This window comes from Vibrio sp. L3-7, assembly GCF_963898195.1.
Lineage (GTDB): Bacteria > Pseudomonadota > Gammaproteobacteria > Enterobacterales > Vibrionaceae > Vibrio > Vibrio echinoideorum.
In genome coordinates this window covers 45,546-63,287 of record NZ_CAWQUW010000012.1, presented here as the reverse complement: position 1 = coordinate 63,287, position 17,742 = coordinate 45,546, and the positions used below count along the sequence as shown (strand labels likewise).

General features: G+C 42.4%; 12 protein-coding genes. 6 read left to right on the top strand and 6 right to left on the bottom strand.

The features are described from left to right. The first annotated feature begins 172 nt into the window (after window positions 1-172). The 3 genes from AACW75_RS10190 (at window position 173) to AACW75_RS10180 (ending at window position 4,369) form a co-directional block, all read left to right on the top strand. Window positions 173-1,462, top strand: a complete 1,290-nt coding sequence (locus tag AACW75_RS10190) for a DEAD/DEAH box helicase (protein WP_135457845.1) — start codon at window positions 173-175, stop codon at window positions 1,460-1,462. A gap of 195 nt (window positions 1,463-1,657) precedes the next feature. Continuing rightward, on the top strand, window positions 1,658-3,376 hold the full coding sequence (locus AACW75_RS10185; protein WP_102576226.1) for an autotransporter assembly complex protein TamA: 1,719 nt from the start codon (window positions 1,658-1,660) through the stop codon (window positions 3,374-3,376). A gap of 111 nt (window positions 3,377-3,487) precedes the next feature. Continuing rightward, window positions 3,488-4,369 carry an aspartate/glutamate racemase family protein gene (locus tag AACW75_RS10180; protein WP_102576227.1) on the top strand — a complete coding sequence of 294 codons (882 nt, stop codon included), beginning with the start codon at window positions 3,488-3,490 and terminating at the stop codon, window positions 4,367-4,369. Between the two features lie 134 nt (window positions 4,370-4,503). Here AACW75_RS10180 and AACW75_RS10175 read toward each other — a convergent pair whose 3' ends face one another. The 6 genes from AACW75_RS10175 to AACW75_RS10150 all read right to left on the bottom strand — a co-directional run bounded on the left by AACW75_RS10175 (window position 4,504) and on the right by AACW75_RS10150 (window position 12,834). Further along, window positions 4,504-5,961 (bottom strand): phospholipase D family protein, encoded by a 1,458-nt coding sequence (locus AACW75_RS10175; RefSeq protein ID WP_145568826.1) that lies wholly within the window; start codon window positions 5,959-5,961, stop codon window positions 4,504-4,506. An 84-nt stretch (window positions 5,962-6,045) separates the two neighbouring features. After that, complete coding sequence (locus tag AACW75_RS10170; protein ID WP_145568828.1) at window positions 6,046-8,142, bottom strand: carboxylesterase family protein; 2,097 nt, start codon at window positions 8,140-8,142, stop codon at window positions 6,046-6,048. A 218-nt stretch (window positions 8,143-8,360) separates the two neighbouring features. After that, window positions 8,361-10,022 carry a hypothetical protein gene (locus AACW75_RS10165; protein WP_145568830.1) on the bottom strand — a complete coding sequence of 554 codons (1,662 nt, stop codon included), beginning with the start codon at window positions 10,020-10,022 and terminating at the stop codon, window positions 8,361-8,363. 359 nt (window positions 10,023-10,381) lie between these two features. Beyond that, window positions 10,382-11,737 (bottom strand): FUSC family protein, encoded by a 1,356-nt coding sequence (locus AACW75_RS10160; protein ID WP_017092839.1) that lies wholly within the window; start codon window positions 11,735-11,737, stop codon window positions 10,382-10,384. Between the two features lie 13 nt (window positions 11,738-11,750). Next, window positions 11,751-12,611, bottom strand: a complete 861-nt coding sequence (locus tag AACW75_RS10155) for an HlyD family secretion protein (RefSeq protein ID WP_017092840.1) — start codon at window positions 12,609-12,611, stop codon at window positions 11,751-11,753. Window positions 12,612-12,621: 10 nt separating this feature from the next. Then, window positions 12,622-12,834, bottom strand: a complete 213-nt coding sequence (locus tag AACW75_RS10150; RefSeq protein WP_017079206.1) for a DUF1656 domain-containing protein — start codon at window positions 12,832-12,834, stop codon at window positions 12,622-12,624. Between the two features lie 467 nt (window positions 12,835-13,301). On the opposite strand from AACW75_RS10150, the gene aspT reads away from it, so the two are divergent. The 3 genes from aspT to pdxY all read left to right on the top strand — a co-directional run bounded on the left by aspT (window position 13,302) and on the right by pdxY (window position 17,740). After that, window positions 13,302-15,017 carry an aspartate-alanine antiporter gene (gene aspT / locus AACW75_RS10145; protein WP_102450666.1) on the top strand — a complete coding sequence of 572 codons (1,716 nt, stop codon included), beginning with the start codon at window positions 13,302-13,304 and terminating at the stop codon, window positions 15,015-15,017. A gap of 89 nt (window positions 15,018-15,106) precedes the next feature. Continuing rightward, window positions 15,107-16,702, top strand: a complete 1,596-nt coding sequence (locus AACW75_RS10140) for a bifunctional aspartate transaminase/aspartate 4-decarboxylase (protein ID WP_017095568.1) — start codon at window positions 15,107-15,109, stop codon at window positions 16,700-16,702. Window positions 16,703-16,882: 180 nt separating this feature from the next. Then, the gene (gene pdxY / locus AACW75_RS10135; protein ID WP_145568831.1) at window positions 16,883-17,740 is read left to right on the top strand and encodes a pyridoxal kinase PdxY; all 858 of its coding nucleotides are present in this window, start codon (window positions 16,883-16,885) and stop codon (window positions 17,738-17,740) included. Window positions 17,741-17,742: the final 2 nt, after the last annotated feature.

Genomic DNA, 17,742 nt, shown 5'->3' with positions numbered 1-17,742 from the left:
TAGAAGTAAAGCGGCGCGAGAATAGTTTTGGTATCACTTACTTCATCTCCGGATGTATTTTGGTTGGTCTTAATTGCTTAAACAACAGTGAAAAGGGCGATTTAGTTACGTAATACGGCTGAAATACGTTAGTATAGCGCGCTATTATTTTAGCTTTGAGTTCCTGCAATTAATGACTAACACCACAACACCAACCAACTTTTCTGATCTTGGCTTAATTTCACCATTGATGGCTCGTCTTACCGAGCTTGAATACCAACAGCCAACGCCTATCCAAGCGCAAGTTATTCCAAGTGTGTTAGCAGGACGCGACCTAATTGCAGGCGCAAATACCGGTTCAGGTAAAACCGCGGCATTTGCACTTCCACTATTACAGCAGATTCATGAAGATGCACCTTTAGACCGTCGTTCGGGCAAAGGTAACTATGTTTCTGGCCTTATCTTGGTTCCAACACGCGAGCTTGCTAAGCAAGTTGCCGATAGCGTTAAGTCTTACGCAGTGCATTTCAACGGTGCAATTAAAACCGTTTGTGTATTCGGTGGTGTGTCGGTGAACACTCAGATGCAAGCGCTACGTGGCGGTACAGATATCTTGGTGGCAACACCAGGTCGATTGCTTGACCTGATCTCAAGCAACGCTATCAAACTCGATAAAGTAAAGACGTTAGTGCTTGATGAAGCGGACCGCATGTTGAGCCTTGGCTTTACAGAAGAACTAGACGCGATCTTGAAACTTCTTCCTAGCAAAAAGCAAACCTTGCTGTTCTCTGCGACTTTCCCAGAGCAAGTTAAAACATTAACTCACGAATTACTGAACGACCCGATTGAAGTTCAACTTCAAAGTGCAAACGCGAGCACATTGGTGCAGCGTGTATTCGAAGTTGAGAAAGGACGCAAGACAGCTCTGCTAGCACATCTGATTCAACAACACCAATGGCGACAAGCTCTGATCTTCGTTAATGCGAAAAACAGTTGTGAGCACTTGGCAGACAAGCTTTACAAGCGCGGTATCATCGCAGAAGTATTCCACGGTGATAAAGGGCAGGGTTCACGTACTCGTATCCTTGAAGATTTCAAATCTGGAGAGATTGACGTTTTAATCGCGACAGACATCGCTGCTCGTGGCTTGGACATTGAAAAACTTCCAGTTGTAATCAACTTTGATTTACCAAGAAGCCCATCAGATTACATGCACCGTATCGGTCGAAGTGGCCGTGCAGGTGAGGTTGGCCTTGCGTTGTCATTGATCGATCACGAAGATTACCATCACTTCAAGATCATCGAGAAGAAGAACAAAATCCGTCTTGACCGTGAGCAAGTAGAAGGTTTTGAAGTGGATGAAGAAGCAACCGCTGAACTTGTTGCAGCGTTAAAACCTGTCGCACCACCCGAAGGGACTGGCAAAAAGAAGAAAAATAAAAAAGCTCAAACTAATCATGATATTTGGTTGAGAGATTACTGATAATCAGTAAATAGTAGGGATTTAAAAGGCGCTTATGAGCGCCTTTTTTGTTTCTGTAGTACGGGGATTTGAGTCGTAAACAAGCGACTGTTACGGTGCTAAACAACAAGATAAGTTCATTCGGAGGATAGCGTCCTCCATAAGAGATTCAGCGATTTAACGCTTTGCTCATAACCTGTTCGGGTTTTGAGCAAATTGGGTAACCGCGTGAAGACCTCGATTAAACAATTAGTGCTGGTAGCTTCATTTTTCCTGTTTACCCAACACTCTTCGAGAGCTGCTGAATTTGAGATTAAAGGGGTTAATAAAACTCTCACCGAAAATGTAGAATTATATTTAGAACCTTTAGCCGATGTTCCTGCGTCACAGCTATCGAAAACTAAGCTATCTAAACGTATTCAAGATGCGCTCAATCCTTATGGTTATTATCACCCTCAGCTAGATATCGAATTCAATGATTCTGATAACGTGATCATTAACATCGATTCTGGTCCTGTCATGCGCATCGCAGAATCGATAGTAAAAGTCACAGGCGAAGCGAGTAAAAATGAAGAGTTCATCAACATACTCAATCATAGCAAGTTAGGCTCAGGTTTAACTTTGTCTCATCAAGAATACGACCAAACTAAGCGTGCGATTTTCTCTTTAGCGAAGCGGAAAGGTTATTTTGACGGTAGGTTTATCGAGTCAAAAATTGAAGTGATTCCCAGCGAGAACATCGCCAACATTTACCTGCACTTTTCAAGTGGGCCACGATACAAGTTTGGTTCTATAAGTATTCCAGATGATGGCGTTGATCCTACCCGTATCGAGAAAATACCAACTTTCAAAAAAGGTGACGACTTTGACACCATAAAGTTAGGTGAACTGCAATCCGATTTGTCTGACACTCAATGGTTTCGAAGTGTCATCGTACATGGTGACTTTGACAAACTTGATGACAACCTAGAAGTTCCAATTGATATCATTGCCGAGCCAAGCTCTCATAATATTGTGCAGGTGGGTGGCGGTTATTCTACCGATCTCGGTTTACGAGCCTCTCTCAGTTGGTCAAAGCCTTGGTATAACCGAAGAGGCCACAGTTTTGAAACACAGACATATTTGTCTGAACAGGAGCAATCACTTCAGTTGGGGTACAAAATCCCAACTGAGAAAGTCACAACTGATTACTTTGGTATTCAGTTTGAATCGAAACGAATTGATCATCGAGACACCAATAGTTTTACAAACGATCTTAAGTTCGAACGTTACTGGCAATTAGACAGTGATTGGCAAAGCACCATTTACGTCAAATACTTGCACGAACAGTACCGTCAGGCGTCTGAGGAAAACCAATCGCAATTGTTGTTACCTGGCATCAGTTTCTCTCAGGTTGATCGTAAAAATGATCAATTGGAGCTTAATCATCGACACATCTATTCTATTGAGTATTCTGACCCTAATCTGTTCTCTGATTCAAGGCTGTTGCGGTTGGAAGGAAACAGTGTAGTTTCGTGGGATATTAGTGACAGTCAGAAGCTCCATTTCCGTTCAAACGTTGGCATTAACATTGCTAAATCGTTGTCGGACGTACCGTCTTCACTGCGTTATTTTGCTGGTGGTGATGGAAGCTTACGAGGTTATGGTTATGAATCGATTTCTCCAAAAGACGATAACGGTGAATTGACTGGCGCGCGCTACATGTTAACGGCAGGCCTTGAATATCAGCATCAGATTTATCGGTCAATTTGGATGGGCGCGTTTCTCGATGTCGGTGATGCTTTTGATGACAAAACGGAATGGAAGCGTGGTACTGGTCTTAGCCTTATTTGGAATTCACAATTTGTGCCTATTAAACTCGATTTTGCTTACGGTTTAGATGCCCCTGAAGGCGATGAGTTTCGTATTCATTTTTCTTTAGGCACTCAGTTTTAATATTTGTACGTTGCTTAAGCGCTCACGAGGATTCGATCCATCCAATGGGATTCAAGCAAATCAACAGAACGTAATAACCTTTGTGTTCTAGCAAACATAAAGGTAAAAACAATGAAAAACGTACGATTCGGTGTATTTGGTAATATGGGGCCGGAAGCGGATGCTCTGTTCCAAGATATCGTCGCTAAGAAAGAGATTGAACACGGCGCACTTAAAGACCAAGACCACATGGCTATGATTGTGGTGAAAAATTCAGATATCCCAGACCGCTCTGAAGCGATTAACGAAGGCGGCACCGACCCTGTTCCTGAGCTGATCGAGTCAGCGTGCATTTTAGAACATGCCAATGTTCAATTTGGCGTAATGACATGCAATACCGCTCATTACTTCAGACCTGAAGTTCAAAAACATACCAATGTTTATATTGTCGATATGCTTCAAACCACGGTTGATCAGATCAAAGAAGATAATCCGGAAGCAATTGTTGGTATTCTGTGTACCAATGGTACTTACAACTCGGGAATCTATGATCGCTACCTAACGGACGCCAATCTGGTGTTTGTTAAGCCAGATGCCTTTGAGCAAGAGCATAACGTACATAGCGCTATCTATGGTGAAGTGACGGGTGAGATGACAGAGTGTGGTCAAGCGATTCGTAAAACAAACGGTATTAAAGCCGGTCAGTTTGACCATAATGCAGCTCTACTTTCGATTGCTGTACAAAGTATCGTTGATAAAGGGGTAAATACCGTGATTTTAGGGTGTACTGAACTTCCTCTTGTTAGAAAACAGCTTGCAAGTGCATTTCCAACTATCAAACTTATTGACCCAATGGAAGCTGTGGCTGAGCGTGTTGTAGATATCTATCGACTAGCAGAACAGTATGTCGAACGTGACCATCTTGATTACGACATTAATGATGTTGAATCTATTTACACAACGTTAGATATGGTTAACTACGTAGCCAAGAGAGCGATGACTCGTCGTTTATAAACTGAGATCTGCTTGCCTGAAACATAAATAAACCGCGAATCACGCGGTTTTTTATGTTTTGAAGATTGATGAGTTACAAAGAGTTGCAGACAAATAAGGACTTTATGATTCTGACACACTCACGGGCATTAGTATTAAAGCTCAAACTCGCCGTTTACTTTGCGGAACAACCAATCCGGCAACGTATTCCATGAACTGTAATCAGGGTTTTTAGTCTGTTTTTGTTCCCCTGAAACCCAAGTAGTCTCACCTGATTGGGCACGTGACACCTCCCAGAACAATTCGTCTTTCTGACGCGTTAAGTTGTGTGTCACTTGCTTCGCAAACTCCTCATTGTCAATCAACACACCAAACTCAACGTTCAGAAAGTCTGATCTTGGGTCAAAGTTAGAAGAGCCAATGTAGGTAAAACGGTCATCTAAAATTACTGTCTTGTTGTGGTAGTAGGTATCAACATGAAAGTAGTGATCATCATTGATAGCTTGGCTTTTGTACTCATAGATACTTACGCCTTTGTCGAGCAAAGTCTCACGGTGTTTTTCGTAATAAGCTGGTACAAAGCCTGAATCATTGGAAGCCGATGAGTTGGTCAGTAAAGTGACTTCGGCTTGGTTCTCTCTGAGCGCATCGACAAACACAAACTGATTATCGCTTGGCACCATATAAGGCGTAGAAATTATAGCCTTAGTTGGCGTCGCTACTTTTTGCTTCATTAAGTTCTCTGTACGTTGACGAAAGTAAGGCTTGTTGTCATTGAGCTTCTCCAGTGAGTCAAATACCGGCGTGACAGAGGCCGAAATGAACTTCGGTTGGTTTAAGCTCTTTATCTGCCTTTCGACTTCAGACGTGATCAACGCTGTATTCTTTTCGCCTTTGTTTAACGCTTTGGTGAACGCTTGGTATTGTTCGGTCTCCTGGATTTGAATGCGCTCTTGAATTGGCACTACGTATTCGCTCTCCCAAAGTGCTTGGTAGTTTCGGTCGAAAGACGCTATTACCGTACCTCGAAACAGAACGTCCATATCAAAGAAATTGGCATTTTCGCTATAACCAAAGTAATCATTACCAATATTTCTTCCGCCCAAAATCATCGATTGATGGTCAACATTGAAGTACTTCTCGTGAAGTCGATTATCCAGTTGTTTTTGGTGAGTCGAGAAGTTGAACGCACGACCAATCCAGCCAGCTCTACGTGACTCAAAAGGGTTGAACAGTCGGATTTCAATATTGGCGTGTGAGTCCAACTCCGCAAGCCATTTGTCATTGAATACCAGTAAGTCGTCTAGCGTCAGGCGCACAGCCACATCGCGATCAGCGGCGTGTTTTAGCTCGTTTAACAGCATCAGACCCAGAGTGTCGTTTTCCCATGAGAAGTAGGTCATTTCTATGGAATGTTGGGCTTGGCGAACCAGATCAATGCGGCGAGCAAAGGCTTCAGGCGCACTAGGGATCAAATAGACTTGAGCTTGATGTTCTGTGCTCTGCCAGTTAGCTTCGAAGTCAGGTTCAACATCGGGGTAAGGTTGGGCACAGCCTGTGACCAAAGCAATCAACATTATTGTGCATGCTGTTTTTAGTTTGCTAAATGTCATAACTAACCTGCGTTTAAACATGAAATTTGGATATAAAAACGGCCAGCGAGCTGGCCGTTAAAGTAGGAGGGGTGTTGAATATGTTTAGTTAAGGTACCAGTCCCAAGGCATAAGACCTTGCTCTGCTAGACCCGTTAAGCGACCTTCACGAAGCTTAGGATCAACACCTGGGTTTGTGACATAGTCCCAGTCGAAGGTAGTACTGTTTTCGCTGAATCCTGCACCATCAATTACAAGCACATTGTCGGCTGCATCGCTGTACTGGTAGCTCTGGAACAATTCATCGCTAAACCAAAGACGCGACATTTCGTTCATCAATACCTTCTCATTGCTTGTCGGGTGAATATCACTACCGTCAAAGCGTATAGCTTTGTTGAACATAAATGGCAGTTCTGAACCGTTACATGCGCCGCTGATGCAACCGATCGTTTTGAATAGATCAATGATTGACAGTTGGTCGTATTCGCCCGTTTCTTCATTTAGACCTGTTTTAAAGTTCCACATGTTAAAGCTTGGTTTGTGCTCAAAGTGGTATAGCGTTGCTTCTACTTTGCTATTTGCTGCCATATAACGAGCAGGGCCATTGAACAAGGTGTCATTTAGCAGGGTTTTAAATTGCGTCATGTTGTCAAGAGCACCACCTATGTCAGCTTCTGAGTTAGGGTAGAAATCCGTTAGAGCCAGAATATCTTGGGTTTGTTGGTGGCTAGTGATATCAACAATGTCGACCAAGCAACCTACGGTACCCGTAATGTCACTGGTATCAATGCATCCAGTCATTTCAAGTAGATCACCTTCTAGCTTTGCACCATAAAATAAACCCGTTACTGCGCTGTAAGCACTGCTTGGCAATACAAGATCTGCTGAAACTTCATCACTTGCTTGCTCAGATAGTTTTTGCTGTAGAAGAACGATGTTGTTTTCATCTTCTAACCAGTTAACCATAGCTAGAGCTAGCTTTGCTGGATCTTCATTAGTAAGCAGTTCAGGTTCATCATCTATTAATAACTCGATGACCGTTGGAATTAAGAACGTAGTGGTAAAGAGCATACCAAAGCTGTTCGCTTCATGTGCATTTTCACCTAGGACAGTTGGTACTGAGAAGCCTGCTTGCGTTGGTGATTTTGCTGATTCTCTACAGCTACCAAGGAAAGTTTCTTCACACAATATGTAAGGAGCATAAGGCATCAGGTTTGACATTGGCGTCTCATCTGCTACTGGGCTCAGAATTGGGATTTGCAAAGAACCTAACAACCAATTTTTTAGCTGTTCAATACCATTCAAAGCTGTTTCTTGCGACGCCATGATCTCGTCGATCGAAGTGTCTACATCAAAGTCATTGTTGCGGTCCTTAGCAACGTCATAGCTAGGATACTCAAAACCATACGGGTTGCTTTGCATGATGGCACGTTGGAAATATTGACCTGCGATATTGTCATCTTGTTGCAAGAAACCAATAGACATAGCACCTGAGCCTTGACCGATAACGGTTACGTTTTGATCATTACCACCGAAGTCAGCGATATTGTTATGTACCCACTCTAAGGCGCGCTTCTGGTCACCTAGGCCATAGTTGCCATCTTCGTTCACGCCTTTAATCCATTGAGTACCTAACTGACCAAGACGGTAGTTCAAGCTTACATAGATGAAAGGCTTACCATCGTCGCTTCCTTGAGCAACCACGGTATCACCGTGCACAAGTGCTTCAGAACCTGAGCCATATTCAAAGTCACCACCGTGGATGAATACATAAACCGGTAGATCTGCATCAGTATCTACGCCTACTGGTCGCCAAATGTTAAGGTTCAAACAGTCTTCAGATTGTGTCTGTGAAACGTTCTTCAATTGAGGACATGCATTACCAAACGCAGTCGCATCAATGTCGCTCCCAAGATCAACAATGTTACTTTGCTCAAAGCGCTCTGCTTCGGCAAATTTAATGCCTTTAAAAGCCTCAACAGAAGCCAGCTTATCGTCTTCGGTATTCGACGTAATAACCAGCTCTTCTTTGGTCGCTTTGATACTTGCGTCGCCGATTTGAGTAGTAAAGGTTTCAGCAGGGGCAGGCACGAGAGGTTCAGGTTTGTCTGGCATTGGAACCGTTGGTTGGCTATCGTCGCCACAGCCTATAAGGGCAGTAGCAATAGACAATGCGATAAGTGAGCGGTATGCAATAGTCATAAAAAATGTGTCCACAATAGAATTCGGTAAAATAACGAACCGCGCATCGATACCGTCAAACCTGTAGATCCATAAGGTGATGGCTCCGTCTTTGGAGCATTTGACGTTGTGTTTCTTCGTGTGTTATCTACTGGATAACCAACGTTGGCGCGTTTTCATTTGTATGATGTCGACCTAATACAACGTAGGTTCACATCAGAAATTTGGTTAGATTTAGTCTAGAAGCGGTAGCCGAGATTTAATGTCAGTGCATCGCGCGTTTCGCCTTTGTTGTACAAAACGGTTAAGTTGTAATTTTTACCGATTTGCTTGTTGAAACCCGTTAGGAGAGCCCATTCGTTTAGCTCGACACCAACGTCATAATCAAATTCAATATCACCGGTTTTTACAGTACCTTGCATGCGTGAATCTAAACCTTGGTATTCCGCACCTACGAAAAATTGAGCGCGATAATCGACTAATTGATAACCCAGCATTGGTTGAACTGTAACAATGCCTTCTCCCCAATCGTCTAATCCTTTTAGGCGTGTTTGCGAGTAAGTGCCGGTAACTGAGGCAAAAAATTCTTTGTAACCAACAGATAACGTTGTACCGAGACCTCGGAGATCATATTCAAGGTGAAGTGGAACGTTTAAGCGACCGCTGTTACACAGTGCAGATACACCTTCACAAAGTTTGTCGCCCAATCCTGGTAGTTTGTCGTTAAGTTTATCTTTGAGAAATTGCCCAGCTTCCCCTGTATAAGACGCGTCGACATTTGCATCGACATTAACCTTTCCTATGTATCCGAAAACATTCCAAAACGGTAGGATATTTACGTCACCTCGGATAGATAAACTCTCTGCATTGACGATGCCCACACTGTCGTCGGGATCGAACAAATCGTTTAAACGAACACCTCCGATAGTGAAATCGTTGAAGGGAACATTCATGTCTTGGTTTCGGTAAGCAACAGAAACACCGAATGGAAGCGGCATATCGATGCCTTTGCGGCGCACCATGTCACCCATTAATGGAAAGATGCGGTCCAGCTTTACGCTCGCTTCTTGCATTCTTGGGTCTGAGACTTCCTGAAGTCTTGCTTCATTTAGAACTTCTACGCCGTTGTCATCTGCGTATAGCGCCACTGGTTCGACCAAACTAGTCATCTTCATCGGTTTATTCTTCGTTGTGCCGACGACTTCTGTTGTTTTGCGTGCAATAACGAGCTTGCCAGACTCCAATGTGTTGAACTCAATCTCTTGGTTGTAGCTTTCTACCTTGTAAATATGGTGTGTAAAAGGCTTGTCATTGGTGATCAGCATTCGCTTTGGTTCACCGTCGACTAATTCGATATCGACATTCAAGAATCGGAAATACGCGATATCTTGAGGTAAGCCATACTTCGAATAATCAAAGCTAATGATGACTTTGTTGTCGTCGATTTCTTGCACGCGCACTGAAGAAGAATCAAAGCTTTCGGCATAGTCACGTAAGCGATATTCAGTACGAGTGAAAGCTTCTATTTCATCCAGAAGATCATCGTTATCGTCCAGTTCTTCTGGGTTATATTTTATACGTAGGTCTATGTTGCCCTTGCTGTCGGTGTTTTTAACTAGGTAGACGCTTGAGTCACGAATTTCATCACCGACTTGAAGAGTACGACGCGCATGTTCGACTAAGTGCTCACCTTGAACCAATGAGCTGATTGCTAGTTTTGGTAAGTCGTAGCTGATGCCATATTTGTCAAACAGGGCACGTCCTTTTTCCATGGCTTCGCTGTAAGTTTTAGTTTCTTCTGCGGCTGAAGCTAAAGAGGGTGTTGTAAGTAGCAGGGCGCTCGCTAATACAGAAAGAGTATGGGTCTTACAGGCGCTAGTGCGTATTTCAAAAAAACTCATGACGGTTTCCACTCTGAGTAGCCTCAAACCTTCGAGACTCAAACAGTCGATGTTGTACTGAACCTCGTGTTCAGTTTGTTATGTATGTATCCATAAGGATTTCCAGTGTGAATGTCGCGTTTAAAAATGCATTGCGCCAATCAATGATAGGATTCTAAGGTGAGGGTGGAAATGTCGTTAATCGCGTTTGATGGACGCCATCCTCACTTAATTACTTTTCAATGGTATTCTTTGGCAACTAATTGATTTTAAAACTTAATGTGTTCATAAGTCAGGCAGGTAAATAGAAAGGGAAACGGCCTGCGAAGCAATATGCTTGGCAGGCCGTTACATGTTTATGAGGTAGTGCAGGCGTAATTTTAAACCGTCACTTTTACTCTGAATAGATCAGTAAATAGTTTCGCTATCATCAAAATGATTAAGATATTGACCAACATTAATAGTGGTGTTTCTATTTGATAGACTGGTGTCAGGTTGAGTGCACCAGATGTAAGCACCACCAATAAGTTAATACCCAATATTCGATGTACCATTAGTTTAGGTGTCGCGAAGACTTTCCATATCACCATGATATTAACGAAGTAGAATAGGGCAAGTTGCCAAAGCTCGGTCATCAAAGGCATCACGAAGATGTATTGAAGTAAGATCACTGAACCTGTACCAAGCACGCCGAAAAATGCATCTTTGATGATACTCGGTGGCATTGTAGGTACCATTGAAGAAAAAACGCCCGCAAGCATTGGAAAAATAAAGCCACCCGGCATTGGAAGATATATCCATATCAATAGCGAAGTTACGAACATCGACACACCTTGTAGGACCTTGCGTCCGTCTTCATTCAAATGTTGAACAAACGTACGATGAGCGCGATGCCAAGACACGTCTTTATTATCGCCCATTACATTGGGTTCACCTTCAATAAGTGATTGATCTGGTGTTAGCGTATTAAAGCTCTTCAAGTTGTTGGTAATAACGACCCATTGAATACCCAAGTCAGATTCACTGTGACTTTGCTCAAGTAATGTATCTTGGATATGCGCCATCTCGTTGATACGTAAGCGCCATGTTTGGCTGTTCTGTTTAAGATGGTAACTACCAGTAAGTGGCAAATCTAAAAGTTGATGCAACTTATCAATATTGGCGGTGTTACTTTCAAGCGCGTTGATGTCGATGTTGTCTAGGTTTTCCATTATTTCTAATAGTGAATTTCTACTGGTTTCAAATCGTTGTATAAAATTTAGCTCTGTGTTGACTGGCCAAATTAAACGATAGACGATAGAAAAAGTTACGATACCAAGTATGGTTTCTTGTATACGTAGCACGGCAAAATGGAAGGTCACTTGGCTATCAAACCCGCCCATACAAGAAATAATCGAACAGACTGCGAAACCAATTGAAAACACATAGCCATATTTCTCGTCACTAGACATGAAAATGCATGTGCCTAAGAACAATGTAAAAAATGTCAGAAACAAAAATCGGTCTTGTGAAAACATCGCAATGAGGAAAAAGGCATAACCGGTCCCTAACAAGGTTCCCATTAACCGGTTATGCCCTTTGTTTATAGAGTGAGCAAAGCTCTCATTCAACGCCATCACTGCAACTGCAATTGCTGCCCAATAAGGTTTTTCCCATTGGAACCATAGTGCTAAGCATATAGCGATAACAATAGAGAACGCCGCTTTTATCGCTTCTTTAGTCGACGCATTGAACATAGAAAACACCCAATTATTTAATAATTTTGATAGAAGCTGTCATACCAACACGAAGCTGCAATTCATCAGGAATATGGTCTAACTTCACTTTAATTGGAATACGTTGCGCAAGGCGAATCCATTGGAAATTTGGGTTTACGTTGGGCAGCAAGTCGTTGCCGGTACTCCCATCTTGTTTAGCGATACCAAAACCGATGCTCTTAATGTGACCTTCTAACTGGATTTTGTTGTGCATCATTAACGTTACGTATGCTTTGTCTTGCGCGTCAACGCCAACAAGATCCGTTTCTTTGAAATAACCTTCAATCCAAAAGCTATCCTCATCAATTAACGCGACAACTGGCGAGTTTGCGACTGCTTGAGAACCCTCACGAAGGCTTAGATTAGTGATATAACCATTAGTTGGTGCATACACCTTTGTATACTCAAGGTTAAGTTGTGCTTCTTCGACGTTTGCTTTAGCGAGCTGAACGTTCGCGGAGGATGTCTCAACCGCATTACTGAGGTTGTTTAGCGTTAAAACTGGAATAGCACCTGGCGTTCTTTTTTCTAAGTTAAGTGCGCGTTGCTCTTCATTCTTTGCTTTTGAAAGTAATGCTAAGGCTTGTTTTTGAGAAGCTAAGGCCTTGTGATAGGCCGCTTGGTAAAGGCTTGGGTCGATTTCGAACAGAATATCGCCTTTGACCACTTGAGAGTTATCATCAATATGGACTTTGGTTACTTGGCCTGTAACTCGTGGTGTTATAGAGACAATATAAGCACTCACCTGGCCGTCTCTAGTCCAAGGGTTGCTTGAATAAGATTGGTAATAGCTATAGATGACAGTACCAGCGGCTGCGAATAATAGGAGTGTAATGAGATAACGTTTTATCACAGGAATTGCCTCAAAAAATGGTAATAAATTGGCCGACGATGCCAGTAAAAATGACGATTAGGCTCAACTCAGCTAACGCAGGAAACGCGACATATTTATGAAGTCCTAATCTGGTTGTGATTGAGCCGGTTAATATCGTCAACACATAAGCCAATGCGACAACCAGTAACAGCGGTGGAAAGTAAACCTCTCCCCATACGAGCTCATGCGGCATGGTGTTCATGGTTTTGTTCTCTATTTGTTTGATGAATGGAACGATACGGTAGTTAGGCTGAACGTGATAATCGTGTTTAGAGGACCTGATCCATCAATAGGCGTAATCGACTTTCTATTTGCCGGATAAGCCTATCAATACGAAGTGAAGTGGATACGTAAAGCGAGGTTGTCAGAGGTATAAATAGAGGTAAGAAACAAATAACGGTTACTTTTAAAAATATCTACAAAATTCAAAACAATCATTTTTATTGTAACTCACTGTAATATAGTGAAATCTTCATTTCTAAAATGATGATATCGCTTAATTATTGAACATGCGATGATTGAGTCCATCAAAAAGGATTACATTGAATACTCTTTTCTAACTAATATTCGTCTCGAAGCAACGAGATGCTTTAATAATCCAACAAATATCATTACTAATTTATTCGTTCGATTATTTATTCCTTAATTTAACATAAGAGTAAATTTGTCATGGACATCATTTCTAATCTATTTGATATGGCCCCATTTGTCGCACTGTTTATTACACTCTCTCTCGGTTATATGGTCGGTAAGATTACCATTGGTCGATTTGTTTTAGGCGGTGTTGCCGGGACATTATTAATGGGTGTAATTATCGGACAATTCGGTGTTGATATTGATCCAGGCGTGAAAAGTATTTTCTTTGCGCTATTTATATATGCAGTCGGTTATCAAGGTGGTGCTCAGTTCTTTAAAGCACTTAACTTTAGAACCATCAATATATTACTTTCAGCTGTCGTAATGACAGTGTCGGGCTTACTCTGTGTATTAGCTGCCGCATGGTTATTTGACCTCGATAGAGGTACGGCTGCAGGCCTAGCCGCTGGTGGTCTCACACAGTCTGCAATTATTGGTACCGCTGGTGATGCTATCGCTCGCCTTGGTGGGGTATCAGAAGAAGCAAAACACCTAATGCAAACCAATGTTGCTGTCGGCTATGCAGTAACTTACATCTTTGGTTCTTTAGGTCCAATCCTAATGGTTACCTGGGTATTCCCAACACTGATGAAGTGGGACATTCGAGCTGAAGCGATAGCCCTAGAAGAAAAAAACTCTAGCGGTAAACGCGAACTGGCACCTGGTGAATTTAATGCGGTTACGGCATTAGTTACCCGTGCGTTTAAAGTCAGTTCTGGAGACAAGTTAGTCGGAAATACCTTAGCACAGTTAAATGACACATCGCTTTCTGCTTGTATCGAATTGATTGAGCGTGATGGACGTGAGCTTAATGCAGACAAGTTCACAGTACTCAAAGAAGGTGACATCATCGTTGTTACCGGTCGTAGAAATGCGGTCCAAGAGTTACAGGGTAGCGCTCATGGCAAAGAAGTATCTCTTCCTGAAAGCTATGAAATTATAGAAGAAAATCGACAGCTGATCGCAGATAACCGTAAGCTTGTCGGACAATCTCTTCGAGAGATCAAACAACACTCAAACGAAGGTTTATATCGTGGTGTTTACATTACTGATTATATCCGTGAAGGCGTAGCGCTTGCATTGACACCGGAATTGGTTGTTAAGAAAAATGACATTATTCAAGTCACTGGTACTGCAAATGATATTAATCGCGTAGAGAAAAATATTGGACAGCGCATGGGCTCAGCAAGCATGACTGACTTTGTGATTCTTGGTTTGGGTATGGTTGTTGGTCTGCTTATTGGTTTGATTAGCTTTAAAATCGCTGGTATCCCAGTAACGATCGGCTCTGGTGCAGGTTGTTTGATCTCTGGTTTATTCGTTGGCTGGATTCGTAGCAGAAACCCTCACATTGCACAGTTTCCAGTTGGAGCCGTTAACTTTATTCGTGACTTTGGCCTGGCAGCTTTTGTTGGAATTGTGGGTCTGCAAGCAGGACCACAAGCCGTTGACACCATCAAAGAACACGGTATGTCATTATTGTTCTTAGGTGCTGCTGTAACCATTATTCCGCAACTTATATCATTCTTCTTTTCATACTTTGTGTTGAAAATTAAGAATCCGGTAGAAGCATTAGGTTGTGTGACTGGCGGACGCAGCGCAAACCCTGGCTTTGCGGCATTAATGGAAAAAACAGGCAATGCAACACCTGTATTTACTTTCACAGTAACTTACGCAGTAGCTAATGTCCTACTTACATTGTGGGGCCCCATCATCGTCGGTGTAATTACTTTAAACGCAGGCATGTAAATAATAAACAGTATAACTTATCGGTTAAATATTTGGTCGATAGGGTAAGTATTCCCCAAATTTAGTAAATATATAATTAGGTAAATATTATGACTACACAAAATACAGTAATCGACTTCTCAAAATTCGAAGATTTAAGCCCATTTGAATTAAAAGATAAACTAATCGAAGTAGCACAAACAGTGCCTGACCGCGCACTATTAGATGCTGGTCGTGGTAACCCTAATTTTTTAGCGACACTACCACGTAAAGCGTTTATTCGCCTTGGTGAATTCGCTGTTAATGAAGCAGAACGTAACTATGCATACCTTGGTGGTGATTTTGGTGGCATTCCTGACGGCGTAGGTATTGTTGAGCGTTTCGATACATTTGCAAAAGAATACCAAAACGACAAAGGTGTTCAGTTCATCGAGCGCGCACTAAGCTACGCAAAAGATCGTCTAGGCATCCAAAAACAAGCGTTCCTAAACGAACTCGTTCTCGCTTACCTTGCGTGTAACTACCCAGTACCACCGCGTATGTTGGTAAACATTGAGAAAGTAGTTAAACAATACATCGCGGAAGAAATGTACGGCCCAACACCAATGACAACAGATTTTGATTTGTTTGCAACGGAAGGTGGAACCGCTTCAATGACTTATACATTCCAAACGATGTTTAACAACGGCTTACTTAAAAAAGGCGACAAGGTTGCGTTGATCACACCAATCTTTACTCCTTATTTAGAAATACCTGAACTTTCTGAATATGAGCTAGAGATCGTCGAACTACGCCTTGATGAGACAACTTGGCAATTACCAATGTCTGAAATTGAAAAACTAGCAGATACAGACATTAAACTGCTTTGTGTCGTTAACCCGGCGAACCCGGCATCAGTGAAATTCTCGGATGAAACGCTAGATAACTTAACAAAATTTGTAAATGAGCAACGCAACGATCTATTTATCATTACCGACGATGTATACGGCACGTTTGCTGACGATTTCGTTTCTCTATTTGCAAAACTACCGTACAACACACTTTGTGTTTATTCATTCTCTAAGTACTTCGGTGCAACTGGCTGGCGCTTAGGTACTATCGGTATTCAGCACAAAAATGTATTCGACGACACACTGCGTTCATTCAGTGAAGAGAAACAATGTGCGCTTGATGACCGTTACAAAACGTTGTCTCCTGAACCTCGCGACATCAAATTCATCGATCGTATTGTGGCTGATAGCCGAAGCGTTGCATTGAACCACACTGCTGGCTTGTCATTACCACAACAAGTGCAAATGGCGATGTTTGCCCTAACATGCCTTATGGATTCTGAAGGCAGCTATAAAGCGGCGTGTAAACGCATCATCCGTGAACGTTACATTACGCTTTACAAAAACATGGGTCTTGAAGTTGAAGAGAACAAAGATCGCGTTGATTACTACACACTGCTTGAGCTGGATACTTTAGGTGGCAAGTTGTACGGCGACGCGTTTGTCGATTGGTTCAAATCAAATGGCAAAGGTAAAGATTTCCTATTCCGTCTTGCACATGAAACGGGCGTTATTTTGCTGCCAGGCAAGGGTTTCGACACGGTACATGCATCAGTTCGTGTATCACTCGCTAACCTAACTCACCATGAATACGAGCTAATTGGCCGCGCGACTCGTAAAGTACTTGATGAACACTTTGTTGAGTTTCAAGGCTAATAATCGCTAATGAGTTAGTGGTTCTATTCACTTACCGGTCCTATTAACTCAACGGTTTACACTATAAAGAATAAGCCTCGACACCGTCGGGGCTATTCCGACCAAATAAGCACAGTGAAATCCAATTAATCTGTTGTGTTTATTTAGTCGTCAATCGATCTCACTAAAGAAGAGTGACATATGAAAAGTATTATCTCGATCCAATCTCATGTTGTTTATGGTCACGCTGGTAATAGTTCAGCAGTGTTTCCGATGCAGAGAATGGGGCTAGATGTATGGCCGATTCACACTGTACAGTTTTCAAACCACACACAGTATACACAGGGTTGGACTGGGCAAAAGTTTACATCAGATGACATTCGAAACTTGATGAAAGGGCTTGATAACATTGACTCTTTACGAGCATGCGGCGCTGTATTATCGGGTTATCAAGGGAGTGCAGACCAGTGTCGGGCTGTTGCTGAATCAGTAACTTTAGTCAAAGAACGCAATAAAAATGCTTTGTATGTATGCGACCCAGTAATGGGTGACCCGGACAAAGGTTGCATTGTTGATGACGGTGTTAAGGCAGCGATTGTCGAGCATCTTTTACCCATATCTGATGTCATTGTTCCGAATCAATTTGAACTTACGGAACTTACGGGTATCAATATCAACTCTTTGTACGATGCAGTGACCGCATGCAAAAAAGCGTTAGAACTGGGCCCGAAAATCGTTCTAGTAAAACATCTCCATGCATTACCTGACGAAGCTTTCAGCATGATCTTGGCGACACCTAAAGCCTGTTATCTAGCTCAGCGACCAAATATCGATTTTCCTAGACAACCTGTAGGTGTTGGTGACCTAATTTCAGGGCTGTTCACCGCATGTTTAGTTAAACGCATGTCGCCTGTTGCCGCTTTTCGTCACGCACATAATGCGGTCTATGGGGTATTAGAAGTAACTAAAAGTTATGGTACTTGGGAGCTACAAACCATCAATGCTCAATATGAATTCGTAGAACCAACGAGTGATTTCAATGTTGTTAAAATTGCATAGCA

What these genes read in the sequence shown, in the direction of transcription:
- AACW75_RS10150 (WP_017079206.1), bottom strand. Translation starts at nt 12,834, where the DNA reads ATGAACACCATGCCGCATGAGCTCGTATGGGGAGAGGTTTACTTTCCA.
- AACW75_RS10165 (WP_145568830.1), bottom strand. Translation starts at nt 10,022, where the DNA reads ATGAGTTTTTTTGAAATACGCACTAGCGCCTGTAAGACCCATACTCTT.
- AACW75_RS10170 (WP_145568828.1), bottom strand. Translation starts at nt 8,142, where the DNA reads ATGACTATTGCATACCGCTCACTTATCGCATTGTCTATTGCTACTGCC.
- AACW75_RS10140 (WP_017095568.1), top strand. Translation starts at nt 15,107, where the DNA reads ATGACTACACAAAATACAGTAATCGACTTCTCAAAATTCGAAGATTTA.
- AACW75_RS10190 (WP_135457845.1), top strand. Translation starts at nt 173, where the DNA reads ATGACTAACACCACAACACCAACCAACTTTTCTGATCTTGGCTTAATT.
- AACW75_RS10175 (WP_145568826.1), bottom strand. Translation starts at nt 5,961, where the DNA reads ATGACATTTAGCAAACTAAAAACAGCATGCACAATAATGTTGATTGCT.
- AACW75_RS10180 (WP_102576227.1), top strand. Translation starts at nt 3,488, where the DNA reads ATGAAAAACGTACGATTCGGTGTATTTGGTAATATGGGGCCGGAAGCG.
- aspT (WP_102450666.1), top strand. Translation starts at nt 13,302, where the DNA reads ATGGACATCATTTCTAATCTATTTGATATGGCCCCATTTGTCGCACTG.
- pdxY (WP_145568831.1), top strand. Translation starts at nt 16,883, where the DNA reads ATGAAAAGTATTATCTCGATCCAATCTCATGTTGTTTATGGTCACGCT.
- AACW75_RS10160 (WP_017092839.1), bottom strand. Translation starts at nt 11,737, where the DNA reads ATGTTCAATGCGTCGACTAAAGAAGCGATAAAAGCGGCGTTCTCTATT.